This is a genomic window from Gardnerella sp. Marseille-Q9691 (assembly GCF_046507715.1).
Taxonomy (GTDB): domain Bacteria; phylum Actinomycetota; class Actinomycetes; order Actinomycetales; family Bifidobacteriaceae; genus Bifidobacterium; species Bifidobacterium greenwoodii.
This window is the reverse complement of record NZ_JBKFXI010000002.1, coordinates 392,912-409,148: the sequence shown is the minus strand read 5'-3', so window position 1 is coordinate 409,148 and position 16,237 is coordinate 392,912. Positions and strand designations below refer to the sequence as shown.

16 protein-coding genes are annotated in these 16,237 nt (G+C 41.7%); all 16 read left to right on the top strand.

Annotation, left to right across the window (positions count from 1 at the left end):
• Nucleotides 1–12: 12 nt before the first annotated feature.
• The 16 genes from ACLD6A_RS05330 to ACLD6A_RS05255 all read left to right on the top strand — a co-directional run bounded on the left by ACLD6A_RS05330 (nucleotide 13) and on the right by ACLD6A_RS05255 (nucleotide 16,178).
• On the top strand, nucleotides 13–1,380 hold the full coding sequence (locus tag ACLD6A_RS05330; protein ID WP_410313779.1) for a ClC family H(+)/Cl(-) exchange transporter: 1,368 nt from the start codon (nucleotides 13–15) through the stop codon (nucleotides 1,378–1,380).
• A gap of 67 nt (nucleotides 1,381–1,447) precedes the next feature.
• Complete coding sequence (locus tag ACLD6A_RS05325) at nucleotides 1,448–2,596, top strand: ATPase (RefSeq protein WP_410313778.1); 1,149 nt, start codon at nucleotides 1,448–1,450, stop codon at nucleotides 2,594–2,596.
• Nucleotides 2,583–3,701 (top strand): CpaF family protein, encoded by a 1,119-nt coding sequence (locus ACLD6A_RS05320; RefSeq protein WP_410313777.1) that lies wholly within the window; start codon nucleotides 2,583–2,585, stop codon nucleotides 3,699–3,701. The genes ACLD6A_RS05325 and ACLD6A_RS05320 overlap by 14 nt, the downstream gene beginning before the upstream one ends.
• A gap of 24 nt (nucleotides 3,702–3,725) precedes the next feature.
• Entirely contained in the window at nucleotides 3,726–4,301 is a 576-nt protein-coding gene (locus tag ACLD6A_RS05315; RefSeq protein ID WP_410313776.1) for a pilus assembly protein TadB, read from the top strand.
• A 2-nt stretch (nucleotides 4,302–4,303) separates the two neighbouring features.
• Complete coding sequence (locus ACLD6A_RS05310; RefSeq protein ID WP_410313775.1) at nucleotides 4,304–4,954, top strand: type II secretion system F family protein; 651 nt, start codon at nucleotides 4,304–4,306, stop codon at nucleotides 4,952–4,954.
• A 178-nt stretch (nucleotides 4,955–5,132) separates the two neighbouring features.
• Entirely contained in the window at nucleotides 5,133–5,408 is a 276-nt protein-coding gene (locus ACLD6A_RS05305) for a DUF4244 domain-containing protein (RefSeq protein ID WP_004126283.1), read from the top strand.
• 51 nt (nucleotides 5,409–5,459) lie between these two features.
• Nucleotides 5,460–5,855, top strand: coding sequence for a TadE family type IV pilus minor pilin (locus ACLD6A_RS05300; protein WP_410313801.1), 396 nt, complete (start codon nucleotides 5,460–5,462; stop codon nucleotides 5,853–5,855).
• The gene (locus ACLD6A_RS05295; RefSeq protein ID WP_308582707.1) at nucleotides 5,852–6,253 is read left to right on the top strand and encodes an Rv3654c family TadE-like protein; all 402 of its coding nucleotides are present in this window, start codon (nucleotides 5,852–5,854) and stop codon (nucleotides 6,251–6,253) included. The genes ACLD6A_RS05300 and ACLD6A_RS05295 overlap by 4 nt, the downstream gene beginning before the upstream one ends.
• Before the next feature lie 100 nt (nucleotides 6,254–6,353).
• A complete protein-coding gene (dnaX, locus tag ACLD6A_RS05290; RefSeq protein ID WP_410313774.1) occupies nucleotides 6,354–8,741 on the top strand; it encodes a DNA polymerase III subunit gamma/tau in 2,388 nt (795 codons plus the stop codon).
• Between the two features lie 6 nt (nucleotides 8,742–8,747).
• On the top strand, nucleotides 8,748–9,356 hold the full coding sequence (recR, locus tag ACLD6A_RS05285) for a recombination mediator RecR (protein ID WP_004126278.1): 609 nt from the start codon (nucleotides 8,748–8,750) through the stop codon (nucleotides 9,354–9,356).
• A 127-nt stretch (nucleotides 9,357–9,483) separates the two neighbouring features.
• On the top strand, nucleotides 9,484–10,248 hold the full coding sequence (locus ACLD6A_RS05280) for an aspartate kinase (RefSeq protein WP_004136463.1): 765 nt from the start codon (nucleotides 9,484–9,486) through the stop codon (nucleotides 10,246–10,248).
• A 77-nt stretch (nucleotides 10,249–10,325) separates the two neighbouring features.
• Entirely contained in the window at nucleotides 10,326–10,895 is a 570-nt protein-coding gene (locus ACLD6A_RS05275) for an ACT domain-containing protein (RefSeq protein ID WP_004136461.1), read from the top strand.
• 43 nt (nucleotides 10,896–10,938) lie between these two features.
• Entirely contained in the window at nucleotides 10,939–12,003 is a 1,065-nt protein-coding gene (locus ACLD6A_RS05270) for an aspartate-semialdehyde dehydrogenase (RefSeq protein WP_410313773.1), read from the top strand.
• Between the two features lie 52 nt (nucleotides 12,004–12,055).
• Complete coding sequence (locus ACLD6A_RS05265) at nucleotides 12,056–12,673, top strand: DUF5701 family protein (protein ID WP_004136457.1); 618 nt, start codon at nucleotides 12,056–12,058, stop codon at nucleotides 12,671–12,673.
• A gap of 116 nt (nucleotides 12,674–12,789) precedes the next feature.
• Complete coding sequence (locus ACLD6A_RS05260) at nucleotides 12,790–13,491, top strand: ABC transporter ATP-binding protein (RefSeq protein WP_004136445.1); 702 nt, start codon at nucleotides 12,790–12,792, stop codon at nucleotides 13,489–13,491.
• A gap of 5 nt (nucleotides 13,492–13,496) precedes the next feature.
• Nucleotides 13,497–16,178 carry an FtsX-like permease family protein gene (locus tag ACLD6A_RS05255; protein WP_410313772.1) on the top strand — a complete coding sequence of 894 codons (2,682 nt, stop codon included), beginning with the start codon at nucleotides 13,497–13,499 and terminating at the stop codon, nucleotides 16,176–16,178.
• Nucleotides 16,179–16,237: the final 59 nt, after the last annotated feature.

The window sequence follows — 16,237 nt, the reverse complement described above, 5'->3', positions numbered from 1 at the left end:
AATCGAGTAGTTGTGAGCTTTAAGAATGTGGTGAGCTTTTTAAGTAAGCAGTCAAAGCAAATATTAGAAACTTTTTGCCAGCTTCGCTGGAAAGTAATATTAGCGGGCGTTTTAGTTGGCGTAGTTTCCGGTTCTCTCGTAGCTTTCTACAGATTTGGCATTGAGCATGGTACTGATTTTGCGCGTTGGATGTACTTGCAAATTTTGCATAACACATGGTGGATTGTGCCATGCTTAATTTTTGCCATAATTGCAGGCCTGATTATTGGTTGGATGAGCGTTAAGGAAAGCATGGCTTCCGGAAGTGGTATTCCACAAGTTGTTGGCTACGTTCGCCGTGGATTAAATATGCGCTGGCACACTATTTTGCCGGTGCGTTTTGTTGGAGGTTTGCTAGGTTCTTTATTTGGATTGTCGCTTGGGCGTGAAGGTCCGTCAATTCAAATCGGAGCGTGCGGCGCTCAAATGTTATCTCGAATCTTCCGTAAAGGAAGGAGAGACGATATTGAGGAGCATTATATTGTAACTGCTGGTGCTGCTGCTGGTCTTTCTGCAGCATTTTCTGCTCCTCTTTCTGGAGTTATGTTTGCTTTAGAAGAAGTGCAGCATGGAATGTCGTCTACAGTTTTAATGGGCGCTGCTGTTGCTTCTCTTTTTGCTGATTTTGTTTCACAAACCTGCTTCGGTTTACGCCCTGTACTTGATTTCGGCCAAATTCCAGATTTGCCAATGGGATTGCATATTTGGCTTATTCCACTTGGTATTTTTGCCGGATTTGTGGGCTCTTTAATGAATCGTTCTCTTCTTGGGTTGCAAACATTGTATGGATATTTGCCTCAGTGGATGCCGGTTGTAGTAGCCTGCTTAATTGCAATACCAGTTGGTTTATTCCTTCCAGAAGTCCTTGGAGGCGGATCTAACTTAGTGCGTCTTTCGGAATATGGAAAAATAAGTATTGCAATGCTCTGTTTGCTTTTTGTTGCAAAAATGCTTTTTACGTCAACAAGTTTTGGTTGTGGTGCTCCTGGAGGCATTTTTATGCCAATACTTGCTGTTGGTGCGCTCGCAGGCGGAGTTGCAGCGCGCAGTATTACTAGCGTTTCAGCATTTGGTATTGACACAAAATTCGTATCCGTGTTTGCGGTTTGTGTGATGGCTGGAACGCTATCTGCTTCTGTAAAAGCTCCACTTACTTCGATTTTGCTAACAGTTGAAATGTCTGGAACTATGATCCATACACTTCCAGTGGCAGCTTGCGCATTTATTGCGTTGCTTGTTTCGGATATTCTAAAAACTAAGCCGGTTTATGGTGAACTTCTTGAACGGTATATGCAATCTCATGGAGATCTTGTTCTTAATAATGCGCTAATTGCCGAATGATTAATGTTTTAACCACATTGATTTAATTTTATTGCAAACCAACTTGCGTATGCGTTTCAATAGGCGCATGAGTACAAATATTGATTTAAATAACAAGTTGGTTAGCGCTAGGCAAACTGATTTAAGCGGTAGTAGTAATTTAGCTAGATTTAGTGCGTCGAAAGACGTTAATCGTTACGTTTACCCGCCTCAAGCGGCGAGCTATTCTAATCCAAGCGCAATTCGTAGCGATTGTGTTAATTCATCTACTCTTGTAGACGATCACACTGTAATAACTACTATTGCGCCCAAAAATCGCAATATTTCATTACAAAATCTGAATCAGTCTTTGTGTGAATATTCAGAAGAAGCGCCGCTTGAAAGTGAATTTCTTGAGGCACTGCCTTCGAATATATTGGTTGGAACTGCGGCAACTGATGGAATTGGTTTGAGCACGTTATTGTCTATTATGGCTCGTTATATAAGCAAGCAAGGCTACAGTGTTGCGATTGTAGATGCTGATTTAACGCATGGCGGTTTGGATGTTTTGTTGGGGTTAGAATCCGATGAAGGTAGGCGCCTGCAAGAAGTAGAAGCACCTCTTGGTCGTTGCGATGGATGCGTACTAAAAAATGAGCTTATTCATTGGGATGATGTTGATGTTTTAGCATTTTCTCCTTGGCGCAGCGAGCGTCCAGAGCCGTGGGTTGTTGAGGCTGTAATTCGCGCTTTGGCTGAAGCTTGCGACGTGGTTATTGTAGATATTGGATCTGGAAAATCCTCAGTTGAAATTTACAAAAGTATTCCCCAACTTTCTGCTTCTGCCACTCTTGCTTCTGTTGAATTATCTGTTCTTGATTTAGCTCGTTTTCGCGCATATTCGCATGTTCTTAAGTCAACTTGCAATGTTGATATTAGTAGCGATGACTTTGCCGCAATAGGGATGTGCCCTAGAGGTCTAAAACAAAAATCATATGTTTTAAGTGTTGACGAAGCTTCTGAATATCTTTCAACGCAGATATTAGGGTTTTTGCCGTATGATTCAAACCTTCATGCAGACATTATAGGAGGATACGGTATTCGCGAAGTCCCTTCTTGTATGAAATCTGCTATGAAAAAACTAGGAAACTGGCTTTTTACAGAGGCAATCTTTAGCAAAAAAGAAAGTTCAAGCAAACATCGTCATTCTAAATTTAGTCATTTTTCATATTCAAGGGGAAAGTATGGTCGTAAATAATTCTCGCGATATTGATTTCGGAATTTTGCAGGAATTTGCAAATGATTCACGAGTTACAGATATGGTTGTGAGCGAAGATGGACGCGTGTGGGTAGATTGTGGTCAGGGTTTAAGAGAGTGTAAGCCTAGAGTGCCAATGCATAGCCCTAAATTATTAAGAGAGTATGCAGTGTGGTTATGTGCTCAGCTTGGCAAGAGGCTTGATGATGCTTGCCCTATTGCAGATGCTTCAACTAACTCTGGTATTCGTATTCACGCGGTTTTGGCACCAGTTGTAGCACAAGGTGCAGCTTTGTCGGTGCGATTCCCAACTTTAAAAAAGTATGATCTATTAGCATTAAGTGGCCAAGGAATGTTTCCTAAAGAAATTGCGTATATTCTTGGATTCCTTGTGAAATTAAAGGCAAACATATTGATTACAGGCAGCACTGGTTCTGGTAAAACTACGCTTATGAAAGCTCTTCTTGCTATGGCGGATGCGCGTGATCGAATTATTTCTGTGGAAGAAACTCGTGAATTAGGTGAGCTGACTGCAAATCATGTTTCGCTAAGCGTTCGCGAAGCCAATGTGGAAGGGGTTGGAGAAATTGGATTATCTCAATTAGTAAAAGCAACTTTGAGGATGCGCCCAGACAGAATTGTTTTAGGCGAGTGCAGAGGGGAAGAAATTGCTGATTTGCTACGCGTTTTTACTTCCGGACATAAAGGCGGCATGACTACGATTCATGCGGATGAGGTAGAAAAAGTTCCTGCTCGGCTTATGGCTCTTGGATTGCTTGCAAAATTAGAGCCTGCAGCATTATGCGCTTTGGCTGCAGGAGCTTTTGATGTAGTAATTCATGTGGAGCGCGCTTCGGACGGCAGACGTATGGTTCGTGAAATTGGTGTTTTGCAATATTTGCCTGCCGCTTCAGCTTTACAAGGCAAAGCAGTTTTGCGTTTGGAGCGATGTTTTAGTGATGGTAGTATCCGTGTTCTTGTTTTACCTGAGTGGAAAAAGTTTGCTAAGTGTTGGCGGCTTCCAGAAGATATTAGTAACATTTTCGCGCGTAATTTTAGTAAAAATAATTTTAATCAGCGTAATTTTAATCAAATAGCTTCGTAACTTTCATTCTTTGATTGGGGGAATATGGATATTGAAGAAGCTCTTGCCGGTTTAATTGCTGCATTGAGATCCGGCTCAACGTTTGAAATGATATTGCAAAATGATGCTGATTTTAAGAATAATATTTGTTCTAATGAGGTCAGCACAAAGATGATTTACAGGTGGCTTAATAATAGATGTTCTATTAAAAATCGTAATCTATCTGCAGCCCAGCGTCGGCGCATTGAAAACCATATGCAATCTGTTTGCGAAAATCTTATGGCGGCTTATGAATTAAGCAATACGTTAGGCTGCGAAATGGCTACTTGTGTAGAAGCTGCTTCGGCATCGTATCATGCTCGCCGCAGAGCTGAAGATCTGCAAGCAGACGTATCTGCAATGCCAGCTGCCACAATAAAATTACTTACCGCATTGCCTTTTTTGTCTCTATTAGCAGGCGAATTGCTTGGCGGTCATCCGATTCTTATTTTGCTAACTACCGTATATGGGTGGGGTTTGTTGATTGTTGGCGCGATTTCTTACAGTCTTGGCTTGGCATGGGTTAAGTCAATGTTGCGAATATCTAATCATAATATGGCAAGTTCGGTTATTAGGAAGTAAAAATGGAGTATAACAGTCGTCTTTTGCTGATTGTGCCTTTATTCGTTATTATGGCTTGGCAATTTTGCAATATTTCTTTTGGCTCTAAAACATTGCTTGGTTATAAAAGATTAAATATTGGCTATTTTGATACTAAATATGAGTGGCGTAATGCTTATTCTAAAGATATTGATCCTCTGCTTGGATTGCATATGATTATTGTTGCTTTGCGCAGTGGCGTTGCTATTCCTAGAGCTTTGAACGTAGTCGGTGCTGTTTTGCCCGGCGGTCACGGATTGTGGATGTGTGATGTGTCCAGAGCTTTGATTTCTGGGGATAGCTGGCATGAAGCGTGGTCTCCTCCGCATGTTCTTAAAAATATTCAATCTGTTTCAAAAAGCACAAACCGTCACAAAAAACTTGAAAAAATAGATTCATCGTCGGTTTTAGCAACTTGGTTAATGACTTCTTTGCGCGAATCCTGGTGTAATGGTTCTTCGCCTGTTCCGGTACTACTTGCGCTTTCTAAGCATTACGAAATCACTATGGAAAATGTTGCTAGGCAGGAAACTTCCAGGCTGTCTGTGCGATTATTGCTACCAGTTGGATTGTGCTTTCTGCCAGCTTTTATATGTATTGGTATTCTTCCTACGGTTGCTTCTCTTATGCGATAGTAGATTAAATTTTGTTAAGAAAATCTTATTTTTGAATTTTCTTAAGCGGTTTCCAAAAGATTTCAATGCTTTTTAGCTTTTATCCACAATGAAGATTTTTTCTTGGCCTTTGCAAATCAACCTGCAAAAATATTTTTATCCGAAAATTTCGGATAAATTGAAGGGAAAGGTACAAATAATGGTTGGGATAATCCAAAAGCTTGTTGCAAGATACACTGTATCGATGCTTCAAGTAAATGACCAATTATCAGTTGTAGAAATGCGCCTTAATCAAAAAGGTAAGCAGTATATTAACAATCTTCAAAAGCAAGATTCTGGTGCTGTAACCGCCGAATATGCTGTAGTGCTTATTGCTGCGACTGGTTTTGCTGCATTATTAGTTGCCATTTTGAAATCAGATGCAATACGCAAAACATTGACAGAATTAGTGAAAAAAGCGTTGAAAATTGGTTGATTGATTTTGGCTAATTTATTGATGCTTTATGTTTAGTGAAATGAGCTTATGATGCGGAAGAATATTTTGCATGAATGTTTGGTGTTATGCAAAAAATTATTGCGTAATATTAATACGCGTGATTTTGGTGCTGTAACTGCTGAATTTGCAGTTGTTTTGCCGTGTGCAATAGTGCTTGTAGTTGTACTTCTTGGAGTTGGTAGAGCAGTAGTATGCAATATGAATTGTCATGATGCAGCTTCCCAGGTTGCTTACTACATGGTTACTCATCACGACGATAAAGCTGCTGCAAGTATCGTGCAGAAAGTTGCAGGTTCAGGAGCATCTGTGCAAATAAATCGTAATGGGAATATGGCTAATATTGTTGTGAAATGTCCTCTTATTCCAGATCCGCTTCACATATTGCCTCCTTTGGTGGAAAGTCGCGTAAGTCAGGTTTTGGAATGAGTTTGCATTGTTGTTTTAATTGTTTAGTATCTTTCGCTCGTAAGAAGAGCAGTAAGGCAGATTGCGGTTCTGGCACAGCGCTAGGCATTATGCTGGTAATCGCAGTCTGCTCAATGCTTGCTGTTGCTGCAATTTTGGGGCATGTTCTTAGCGCTAGGCATCAAGCTTACGCAGTTGCAACTGCAGCTGCGTTGTCAGGGGCTTCCGCTTTACAGCGCATGGAAAATAATCCTTGTGAATTTTCTACTAGAACTGTTACTTCAAGCCGCGCAATATTGAAATCTTGTAAGTCTGCTAAAGATGAAGTCACCGTAAGCGTTACAGTTCCTTTGAATATTCCTTTAGCTCCAAGCGTAGAAGCTTCTGCTCGAGCAGCATTGGAAGATTGTGATAAATAAAAGTAATTAATATTCTTTTGTTTATAAGAGGGTGGCGGCTGCTGCTAATCTGAAATAAGATATATCGGGGAAACATTTAGGTCGCGGTAGGTTAGAAAACATGGCACTTGCACTGTATCGTAGATATCGTCCGGACACATTTGATGGTGTTATTGGGCAGGATCAAGTTACCGTACCTTTGTCTAGAGCATTAGACCAAGGCAAAATCACTCATGCTTATTTATTCTCTGGTCCTCGCGGATGCGGTAAGACCAGTTCTGCGCGCATTTTGGCACGTTGCATTAATTGCGAAAAAGGTCCTACTTCTCACCCATGTGGTAAATGTCAGAGCTGTAAAGATTTGGCAACTGGTGGCCCTGGGTCTATTGATGTTGTAGAAATAGATGCTGCAAGCCATAACGGTGTTGACGATGCTCGAGAGCTTCGAGAGCGTGCGGGTTTTGCTCCAGCTCGAGACCGCTATAAAATCTTTATTCTCGATGAAGCTCATATGGTAACTCCACAAGGTTTCAACGCATTGTTGAAAATTGTGGAAGAGCCTCCTGAGCACGTTATGTTCATTTTTGCTACCACTGAACCAGATAAAGTAATTGGCACTATTCGTTCCCGCACCCATCACTACCCATTCCGCCTAGTTCCTCCAGAAGTTATGGGTCCTTATCTTGAAGATATATGTAAGAAGGAAAACATTAATCCTGCTCCTGGTGTTTTACGTCTTGCTATGAGAGCAGGTGCGGGTTCCATGCGTGACACTCTTTCTGTGCTTGATCAACTTATGGTCGGAGCAGTTGATGGTGCTATTTCTCTGGATTCTGCAGTTGCTTTGCTCGGGTTTACGCCTAGTGAATTAATTTCTGAAGCCATTGATGCGCTTATTGAGCATGATGGTGCTGCAATATATGACGTTGTTCGTCGCGTTGTTGTTGGCGGCTATGATACTCGAAAATTTGTTGAAGATTTGTTAGGCAGAGTGCGAGATTTACTTCTTATGGTTTCTGCCGGAGCTAAAGCTGCTTCCGATCTGCTTAATGATATTGCTCCAGAAGATTTGGAAACCTTGCAGCGTCAATCTTCGCAAATGACGTTACCTAATTTAGCGCGTATGGCTCAAACTATTAATGAAGCGCTAAGCTCAATGGCTGGTGCTGTTTCGCCTCGCATGAATCTGGAAATTCTTGTTGCTCGTTTGCTTGCAGATAGTGGCATTACTGCAAATGTGCAAGGTAAATCTTTTATAGGTGCAACAAATACGCAAAATAAATCTTTTGCGCAAAAGCAGCAAGATAAGTCTTCTGTGAAAGAAACTAAGCATGAAGAGCCTTCGGAATCTTCTGCTGGATCTTTCGCTGAATCTTCTGCTGGACCTTCGCCGGTAGCTTCTTTGGAATCTCCGTTGCAATCTTCGTCAGAATCTTCTGCAGAATCCTCTAATTCTGTTACAAAAACGCAGAATAATGATTCTCTAAGTGCAGACGAAATGTGGGATGAAGTAGTCTCTAAGTTGCCAGAAGATGCGCGCGAATATGTGACGCGTAAGTACGTTCCTAAAGTGCAATTAAACTCTGAGCAATCTGGGCGTCAGCGTTTAGTGCTTACTTTTAATGAGCCTATGAGTCAGCATGCTTTTGCGCTCGCAGTATGCACTACATCTCCTTACGATGGTCAAAAAGTACCAAAAGTGGTAATGAGCGTAGTGAAAGACGTTTTTGGTAATCAGGTAATGATTGCTCCTGCTCCTGTTGCGTCTAACGGAGAAGCGGTGGAATCTGTTGCAAGAATGGATCCTAAGCGTCTTGCTCAAGTAAAACGCGATATTTTATTGCGAAAAACTGGCATGACTGCAGGATTTATTGGTAAAACAACTTCTGACAGCGGTGGATTTACTGAAAGTAAAACAGAAAAGGATTCCTCGGATTTTCTAGACGCTGATGGCTCCGCAGCATCAGTAGTATTTGAGAATACTGCGGAAGATGCAAGGCAAGAAGCTGCTTTGCCGGACGTTGAAGATGATGCTTGGGCGGATATGTCATCTGTGCCTATTGCGGATGTTATGACACTTCCTAACGCTTCTACTTCGGCGCTTGACGTATCTACTAAAACGCAAAGCAAGCCGCAAGCAAAAATGCAGTCTGCGCAATCTAATGCTGACGAGTCTAATGCTGACGTTACTAATGTGCATGTTTCAAATGTAGCTGTTTTAGACGCTTCTAAGTCAAGTATTTCTGATTCAGGTTCTGCTGGTCCAAGTTCTGTTAATCCAAGTGCTGCTGGTCCAAAAGAAATTACGCAAGAGCCTGTAGTCCCTACAAGTGGAGCGTCTGCAGATGAATGTTCTATGGATGATATTTCCTTGGAAGCTGCATCTTCAGTAGACGTGGATGATCTTAAGGCAATGTTTGAGGTTAAAAAGGTTGAAGAATTTGCTGCAACCGATCCAAAAAATCCAAAGAATATTTCTGCAAACGTTAAGAAAAAGCAAGAGGAGTAGTTAACTGTGCATAATGCATCGTCGTACGATGGCGCAATTGGTCGTTTAATTGACGAGTTTTCAAAACTTCCTGGAATCGGACCTAAAGGCGCTCAACGCATTGCTTTTTATATACTTTCTGCGTCTGAACAAGAAGCGCAATCTTTAATAGATGCCATAAACGATATGAAGTCGAGTGTGCGCTTTTGTGATATTTGCGGAAATGTTTGCGAACAAAGCCCTTGTGCGGTTTGTGCAGATCCTCGCAGAGACCATAGCAAAATTTGCGTAGTTGAAGAGCCTAAAGACATTATGAGCATTGAGCGCACTCACGAATATGATGGCGTTTACCACGTTCTTGGCGGAGCTATAAATCCAATGGCAAATGTTGGTCCTGGAGATTTATCAATTACTCAATTACTTGAGCGTCTTAAAAATCCTCAAATTAAAGAGGTTATTCTCGCGCTTGACCCAAATATTGAAGGCGAAGCAACAGTTACATATTTGGCTCGCCTGTTAGATCCTCTAGGTATTAAAATTACGCGTTTGGCAAGTGGTTTGCCTGTTGGCGGCGATTTGGAATATGCGGATGAAATTACTCTCGGACGCGCTTTCAGCGGACGACAAGCTGTGTAGGAGTAAAATTTAACGAACAAATTATCAATAATTGCGAATAATAGAGCGCAGTTGATACTCTGATACCAGACCAAATATTTGGAATATCCGTTCGTTCATCTGTTTATACATGAGCAAGGGGTAAAAATTGGCGCTTATCGTACAGAAATACGGCGGCTCGTCTGTGGCAGACACTGATTCCATACAGCGCGTTGCTAAACGTATTCTTTCCACAAAAGCAGCTGGCAATGATGTAGCGGTTGTAGTTTCTGCAATGGGGGACACTACTGACGATTTAATTGATCAGGCAATGAGTGTTAATGCGCATCCTCCTGCTCGCGAAATGGATATGCTTATGACTGCAGGCGAACGCATCTCTATGAGCTTGCTTGCTATGGCTATTCATGCTCAAGGATCTCACGCATACTCTTTTACCGGTTCTCAAGCAGGTTTTATGACCGACATGAAATTTGGTGCAGCTCATATTCGCGCAGTAAAACCAGACCGTGTTCGTCGCGCGCTTAGTAAGGGAAGTGTTGCGATTGTTGCCGGATTCCAAGGCATTAGCGAAATGGGGGATGACACTACTCTTGGCCGCGGAGGTTCGGATACTTCAGCAGTTGCTCTTGCAGTTGCTTTAGGAGCTGACGTTTGTGAAATTTATACAGATGTTGATGGTGTTTTCACTGCAGATCCTCGTATTGTTCCAACTGCTAAACGTATTCCAGTTATTGATTACGATTCGATACTAGAAATGTCTTCATGTGGTTCGCGTGTGCTCGCTCTGCGTTGCGTTGAGTATGCTCAGCGTTTTAGTATGCCGCTTCACGTTAGGAGTTCCTTCTCTCACAGAAATGGAACTCTTATTGTGCCGCGAAATGTTAATCCACGTACTTTACCTAATTTAAGTTGATTTAAGCAAGTTTATTTTTATAGATAATTATTTTTTATAGATAATATTTAAGCAAATAGAAATTAAGGGCGGTAATAATGGTAAACCAGGAGATTCGTTCTACTATGGGCGACTTGTTCCCAGATTTAGGTGTTGAAACGCCTGTTATTTCAGGTGTTGCTCACGATCGCAGTGAGTCTATGATTACAGTTCGCGGTATTCCGGACGTTCCTGGAATGGCTGCAAAAGTATTTACTACTCTTGCAAAAGCTAATGCAAATATAGATATGATTGCACAAGCAAGCGCATCTACGGGTACTGCGGATATTTCCCTTACTGCTCCTAGCTCGTCGATGAAAGCAATTTGTAAAGTTCTTGAAGAAGCGCGTGATGAATTGAAGTTTACTTCTATGGATGTTGACCCTACTGTTGGGAAAGTTGCAGTGGTTGGTGTTGGTATGAAGATGCACTCTGGTTTAGCGGCTACTTTCTTTACTGCATTAAGTGATCACGGTATTAATACGCTTATGATTTCTACTTCAGAAATTCGTATTGCCGCTTTGGTTCCTGTTAATCAGCTTGATGAAGCTGTTCGAGCCTTACACACGGCTTACGGATTGGATGCTAACCAAATCGAAGCTGTTGTTTACGGCGGCAGCGGACGTTAAAAATCGAAATTATTGGCATAACCACTATTAAGGGAGAAATAAGATGACGATTATCAATGAAACAGGTGTAAACGTATCTGTTTTAGGTGCTACTGGCCAAGTTGGTATGGTAATGCGCCGTGTTCTTGATGAGCGTGATTTTCCCGTTCGAGATTTACGTTTTATGGCTTCTGCTCACTCTGCGGGAACAGTTTTGCAATATCGTGGGAAAGATATTGTTGTAGAAGATGTAGAAAAAGCTGATTTGCGCGGAATTGATATAGCTATTTTTTCTGCAGGCGGTGGAACTTCAAAAATCTGGGCTCCAAAATTTGCTGAAGCTGGCGCAATAGTAGTAGACAATTCTTCTCAATGGCGTATGCATGACGATGTGCCTCTGGTTGTTGCAGAAGTAAATCCCGAAGATTTAGACACAATACCTTGTGGAATAGTAGCAAATCCAAATTGCACAACAATGGCTTGTATGCCAGTGTTGAAGCCACTTGCAGATGCTTTTGGATTAAAGCGGTTAATAGTATCTTCCTATCAGGCTGTTTCTGGAGCTGGAAGAGCTGGTGCTTTGCAGCTTATGAATGAGGCTCAAGATGCGCTAAATCAAGGCGCAGATAAATTAGTTTTTGATGGTAGTGCAATAGATTTTCCAGAACCTACCAAAGTTGTTCGCACAATCGCATTCAATGCAGTGCCTTTTATTGGTGCAATTGTTGACGACGGTTCTGAAGAAACTGACGAAGAGCAAAAGTTGCGTAATGAAAGTCGTAAGATTTTGCATCTGCCAAATCTTGCCGCGTCGTGCACTTGCGTTCGAGTAGGCGTTTTTACTGGCCACGGTATGAGTGTTAATGCTGAGTTTGATAATGACGTAACACCGGATATGGCTCGCGAAGTTTTAAGCAAGGCGTCTGGTGTTGAATTGAATGATATTCCTACTCCTCAGCTTGCTGCAGGTAAATCTGCAAGCTATGTTGGGCGTATTCGCCAAGATCAAGCTGTGGATGGCAAGCGAGGGCTGGCGCTTTTTATTACTAACGATAATCTTAGGAAAGGCGCTGCGCTTAATGCTGTTCAATTGGCGGAAATTATTGCGAAAAAACGTAATTTTGCTTAAATAACGAAATTAATTGCTCGCAATTGTGAAAGTCTCTGCGTAAACTGTAAGTATGTCGGTAGCATCGGAAGAAATACAGCAGCAGCTTGATCGTATAGTAGCGCTCGGGTATCCGGATGTGGCGGATATGAGTGCTGACGCTTTTCGTTCTCTTGCTCTGCCTCTTTTGCGCGCGCTTAAAAATAGTGATTTAGGAACGAATATTTTGTTGGTTCCTACGCGTGAGCTTGTTTCTCCAGAGTCTTTGATTTCTCGTACGAGTATTGACCGCATGGCTGGTTTTACAACTATGCCTCCTCGCGATATTGCTAGTTTTATGCCAAAAGATGGTTTTGAGCCTCCGGAAGGTCCGTTCTATTTGGCAATTGATCCTCATGCGGGCGGATCTTACTTAAACAGAGAGCCGGATGTTGCTAGTAAGCTTATTGATTCCGACGAACGCTTACCTCTTACTTTGGAAGAAGGGCTTGCGATTGTTACTCAACATCCGGATTGGTTGGAAAATAAGAATGGGTTTAATCTGCTCGGCTCTCAAAGCACGGATGGAAGAGTTCCTAGCATTTGGATGAGTCAGGGCGCTCCACGCTTAGGTGCAGTTTGGCCAAATTCTCGTCATACTTGGCTTGGTAACGCGTATTGCATGGCACGCCGTGGAATCTCGATTCTTTAAGTACAATTCATAAAATCTTCACGGTTATTACGTAAAATAGTTATAACAATAAAACAAGAATCCATAACAAAAGTTGAAAACCACTATCAATGGATGATACTTACGAAAGGCGCATTGTGGCATATATAACTTTTGATCATGTTGTAAAAGAATACCCGTCTGGTTCTTCTGCCGTTCGGGCTTTAGATGATGCCAGTTTTACGGCAGAACGTGGTGAGCTTACAGTAATTTTGGGCGCATCTGGCGCTGGAAAAACAACGGCCTTAAATATTTTAGGCGGTATGGATACGGCTACGAGTGGTCGCGTTATTGTTGGGGATTGCGATGTTACTAAGCTTAAAGGAAAAGGTTTAGTGCGTTATCGCCGCGAAGATATTGGTTTTGTTTTTCAATTCTATAATTTAGTTCCAAATTTGACTGCTCTTGAAAATGTTGAGCTGGCTTCGCAGATTTGTTCAGATCATTTTGATCCTGCCCAAACGCTTAAAGATGTTGGCTTGGCAGATCGTTTACAAAACTTCCCAGCGCAACTTTCCGGCGGCGAGCAGCAGCGCGTATCTATTGCTCGCGCTCTTGCTAAAAAACCGAAGCTTCTTCTATGCGACGAGCCTACAGGTGCTTTGGATTATGAAACAGGCAAGTCAGTGTTGCAATTATTGCAAGATATTTGCCGCACGGAAGGCATGACGGTTTTAATCATTACCCATAATGCTGCAATTGCGCCTATGGCACATAAAGTTGTGCGCTTCCGCTCTGGAAAAGTCGTAAGCGAGACTATACAAGAGAATCCTATGGCCATTGCTGATATTGAGTGGTGATTTTAATGAGTGCATTATTTATTAGCGCCGTTAGAATGTGGATTCATCAGTGGCGACGTTTCTGTGTACTTGCAGTTATTGCAATGCTTGGCGTTGCTGTTATGACAGGAATTTACGCTGGCTGCAACGATATGCTTCTTGGTACGAACGACATGTACGAAAAGTTGCATGCATACGATTTGCAAATCGTATCTACCTTGGGTTTAACTAAAGATGATGTTGCTTCTTTGCAAAAATTATCTAACATAAGCGAAATTGAAGCCGAACGTTTTTGGAAAGCTACAGCGCATCCTGATGACGATGCAAGTTCCACATATGCAATGAATTTTGTGCATTACGATTCGCAAAAAAATATGAATCGTCTTCATTTGCTTCACGGCAATATGCCTACTAATAATCGAGAAGCCGTTGTAACTCAACGATTTTTGCACGATAGCGGCTTAAATATTGGCAGTACCGTTGTTGTAAATTTGCAGCAGTCGGCCGCATTCGGCAGCAGTGTTTCAAATAATTCAAATAAAAAATCTGAAAAATATAATCTTTTAATTACTGGAAGCGTCTTAGATAGTAACGATTTAAACAATCCTGAAGGTTACCAGTCAAAAGCTTTTCGTAATTCTGTAACATCTCGCTACCCAATCTTTACGTCTGCAGCCCCAAGCAACATGAGTGACCTGCCGTATTCTGCAATATCTGTGAGATTGAACGATACTAAGAATGTTAATGCGTTTTCTAAATCGTATCGCAATATTGTTGACGACGCGTCTGAGCAAATTCGCGAAAAAGTGCAGTCTAAGCGCGAAAAAGTTCGTCGAAATCAGATTATTGATGAGATAGCGAATAGAGAAGCGAAAAATATTATTGCGAATGACCCAAGGATAAAGCTTGCTTCAAATTCTGTGAAAGAACAAGTAAAAGCGAAAATTCTAAAGCAGATTAGGCCAGAAATACAAAAGAAAGTTCCTCAAGCACAATGGCATATATCTACTAGAATTGCTAATGATAGTTACGCAAGCTTACGCTCCGACGTTGCTTCGATTCAGTCACTTGGTTATGCTTTCCCGGCAGTATTTCTTGTAGTTGCCATGATGATGAGTTTAACAGCTATGGCACGTATGGTTGAGGAAGAGCGAAGTCTTATTGGAACGTACCTAAGCCTGGGTTATGGACGTTCTGCTGCAGTTACAAGGCACGCGTTCTTCGCTATTTTAGCATGCTTTATTGGTGGTGGAGTTGGGGATATTGTTGGATTCCTTGCAATTCCTTCGCTTCTTTTGAAGATTTTGCGCGGACTTTACGCTGTACCAGGTGTTAGTTTGCGTTACGACTGGTTATACGGTTCACTGTGTGTGATTGCTTTTGTGATTCCTGTAGCAGTTTGCACAATAGTTGTTAGTTGGCGTGAAACAAAGCAAGTTCCTGCTGATTTACTTCGTCCAAAAGCTCCAAAAGCTGGCGCTCGCGTACTTCTTGAGCGTTTGCCTTGGATTTGGAAGCGTATGAGCTTCCTAAATAAAGTAACTATTCGCAACATAGCGCGCTTTAAAGGCAGATTATGCATGACAATCGGCGGTGTTGCTGGCTGCACTGCACTTATTGTGTGCGGTCTTGCATTAAACGATACCGTCGCAACTTTAGGCACTCGTCAATATGAGGGAATCTACCATTACGATATGATCGCGATTTCTGCTCCCGATTCTTTCCAAAGCATGAGAAAGCGTGTGGAACAAGATAAGTCGAATAATAAAGTAGAAACTATGCTTCCTGCTTACATAAGTTCTGGCGAAATTGCTAAGCATCAAAATTCGGGCAACAACAAATCTGAGCATAACAATGTAGAAGATTCTGAAAGTGTGCAAATGATTGTTGTAAAAGATGCGGATACTTTAGCTCGTCTTGTGCGATTGCAAAATATTGACAACAATTTGCAACCTGTTAAGCTCACAGATGACGGCCCGTTGCTTTCTCAAAGCGCAGCCGCTTCTTTGGATATCAATCGCGGAAATGAAATCACAGTAACTAACGCAAGTTTTAAGCGCACAACAGTAAAAGTTAATGCTATTGTTCGAAATCTAATTGGTTCAAACATGTATATGACTTCTAGATGTTACGAACGATTGTTTAATGATAAAAATAGTAAATCTCTAAAGCATAATGCGTTGATTCTTCGTTTGCGTGGCAGCGATGATAAAAAAATAAAGTACGCGAATAATGTTTCGGAGCGTGATAGCGTTCTTGCGGTTATGAATATTACGAAAATGAAGCATGCTTTTAGTTTTGATCTTATGAATGCTGTTGTTGCTCTGATTGTAACGTTAGCTGCAGGTTTGGCTTTAGCAGTGCTATTTACTTTGGCTAGTACGAATATTTCGGAGCGTTCGCGCGAAATGGCAACTCTAAAAGTTCTTGGCTTCTATAGAAGAGAAATTCATTCTTACGTACATAAAGAGATGCTAACTCTTACTGTAATCGGTATCGCTGTAGGTTTGCCGTTGGGAAGGTTGATTGCAGGCTTGCTGACCAAAGCTCTTAGAATGCCATCGCTTTATTTTGAGGTGGAAGTAGCTCCGTTAAGTTACTTTATTGCAGGCGTTGCAACATTAATTTTCGCTTTGATTGTGCAGTGGGCCACTAATCCTGCTCTTGATCGCATAGATCCGGTTAGCTCTCTAAAAAGTGTGGAATAGTGCAATAGTTAAGGGTGCAGATAGAATAAAAAGTTCGTATATACAAGGAACGGAGTTTT

What these genes read in the sequence shown, in the direction of transcription:
- ACLD6A_RS05325 (WP_410313778.1), top strand. Translation starts at nt 1,448, where the DNA reads ATGAGTACAAATATTGATTTAAATAACAAGTTGGTTAGCGCTAGGCAA.
- ACLD6A_RS05320 (WP_410313777.1), top strand. Translation starts at nt 2,583, where the DNA reads ATGGTCGTAAATAATTCTCGCGATATTGATTTCGGAATTTTGCAGGAA.
- ACLD6A_RS05315 (WP_410313776.1), top strand. Translation starts at nt 3,726, where the DNA reads ATGGATATTGAAGAAGCTCTTGCCGGTTTAATTGCTGCATTGAGATCC.
- ACLD6A_RS05310 (WP_410313775.1), top strand. Translation starts at nt 4,304, where the DNA reads ATGGAGTATAACAGTCGTCTTTTGCTGATTGTGCCTTTATTCGTTATT.
- ACLD6A_RS05305 (WP_004126283.1), top strand. Translation starts at nt 5,133, where the DNA reads ATGGTTGGGATAATCCAAAAGCTTGTTGCAAGATACACTGTATCGATG.
- ACLD6A_RS05300 (WP_410313801.1), top strand. Translation starts at nt 5,460, where the DNA reads ATGCGGAAGAATATTTTGCATGAATGTTTGGTGTTATGCAAAAAATTA.
- ACLD6A_RS05295 (WP_308582707.1), top strand. Translation starts at nt 5,852, where the DNA reads ATGAGTTTGCATTGTTGTTTTAATTGTTTAGTATCTTTCGCTCGTAAG.
- dnaX (WP_410313774.1), top strand. Translation starts at nt 6,354, where the DNA reads ATGGCACTTGCACTGTATCGTAGATATCGTCCGGACACATTTGATGGT.
- ACLD6A_RS05275 (WP_004136461.1), top strand. Translation starts at nt 10,326, where the DNA reads ATGGTAAACCAGGAGATTCGTTCTACTATGGGCGACTTGTTCCCAGAT.
- ACLD6A_RS05270 (WP_410313773.1), top strand. Translation starts at nt 10,939, where the DNA reads ATGACGATTATCAATGAAACAGGTGTAAACGTATCTGTTTTAGGTGCT.
- ACLD6A_RS05265 (WP_004136457.1), top strand. Translation starts at nt 12,056, where the DNA reads ATGTCGGTAGCATCGGAAGAAATACAGCAGCAGCTTGATCGTATAGTA.
- ACLD6A_RS05255 (WP_410313772.1), top strand. Translation starts at nt 13,497, where the DNA reads ATGAGTGCATTATTTATTAGCGCCGTTAGAATGTGGATTCATCAGTGG.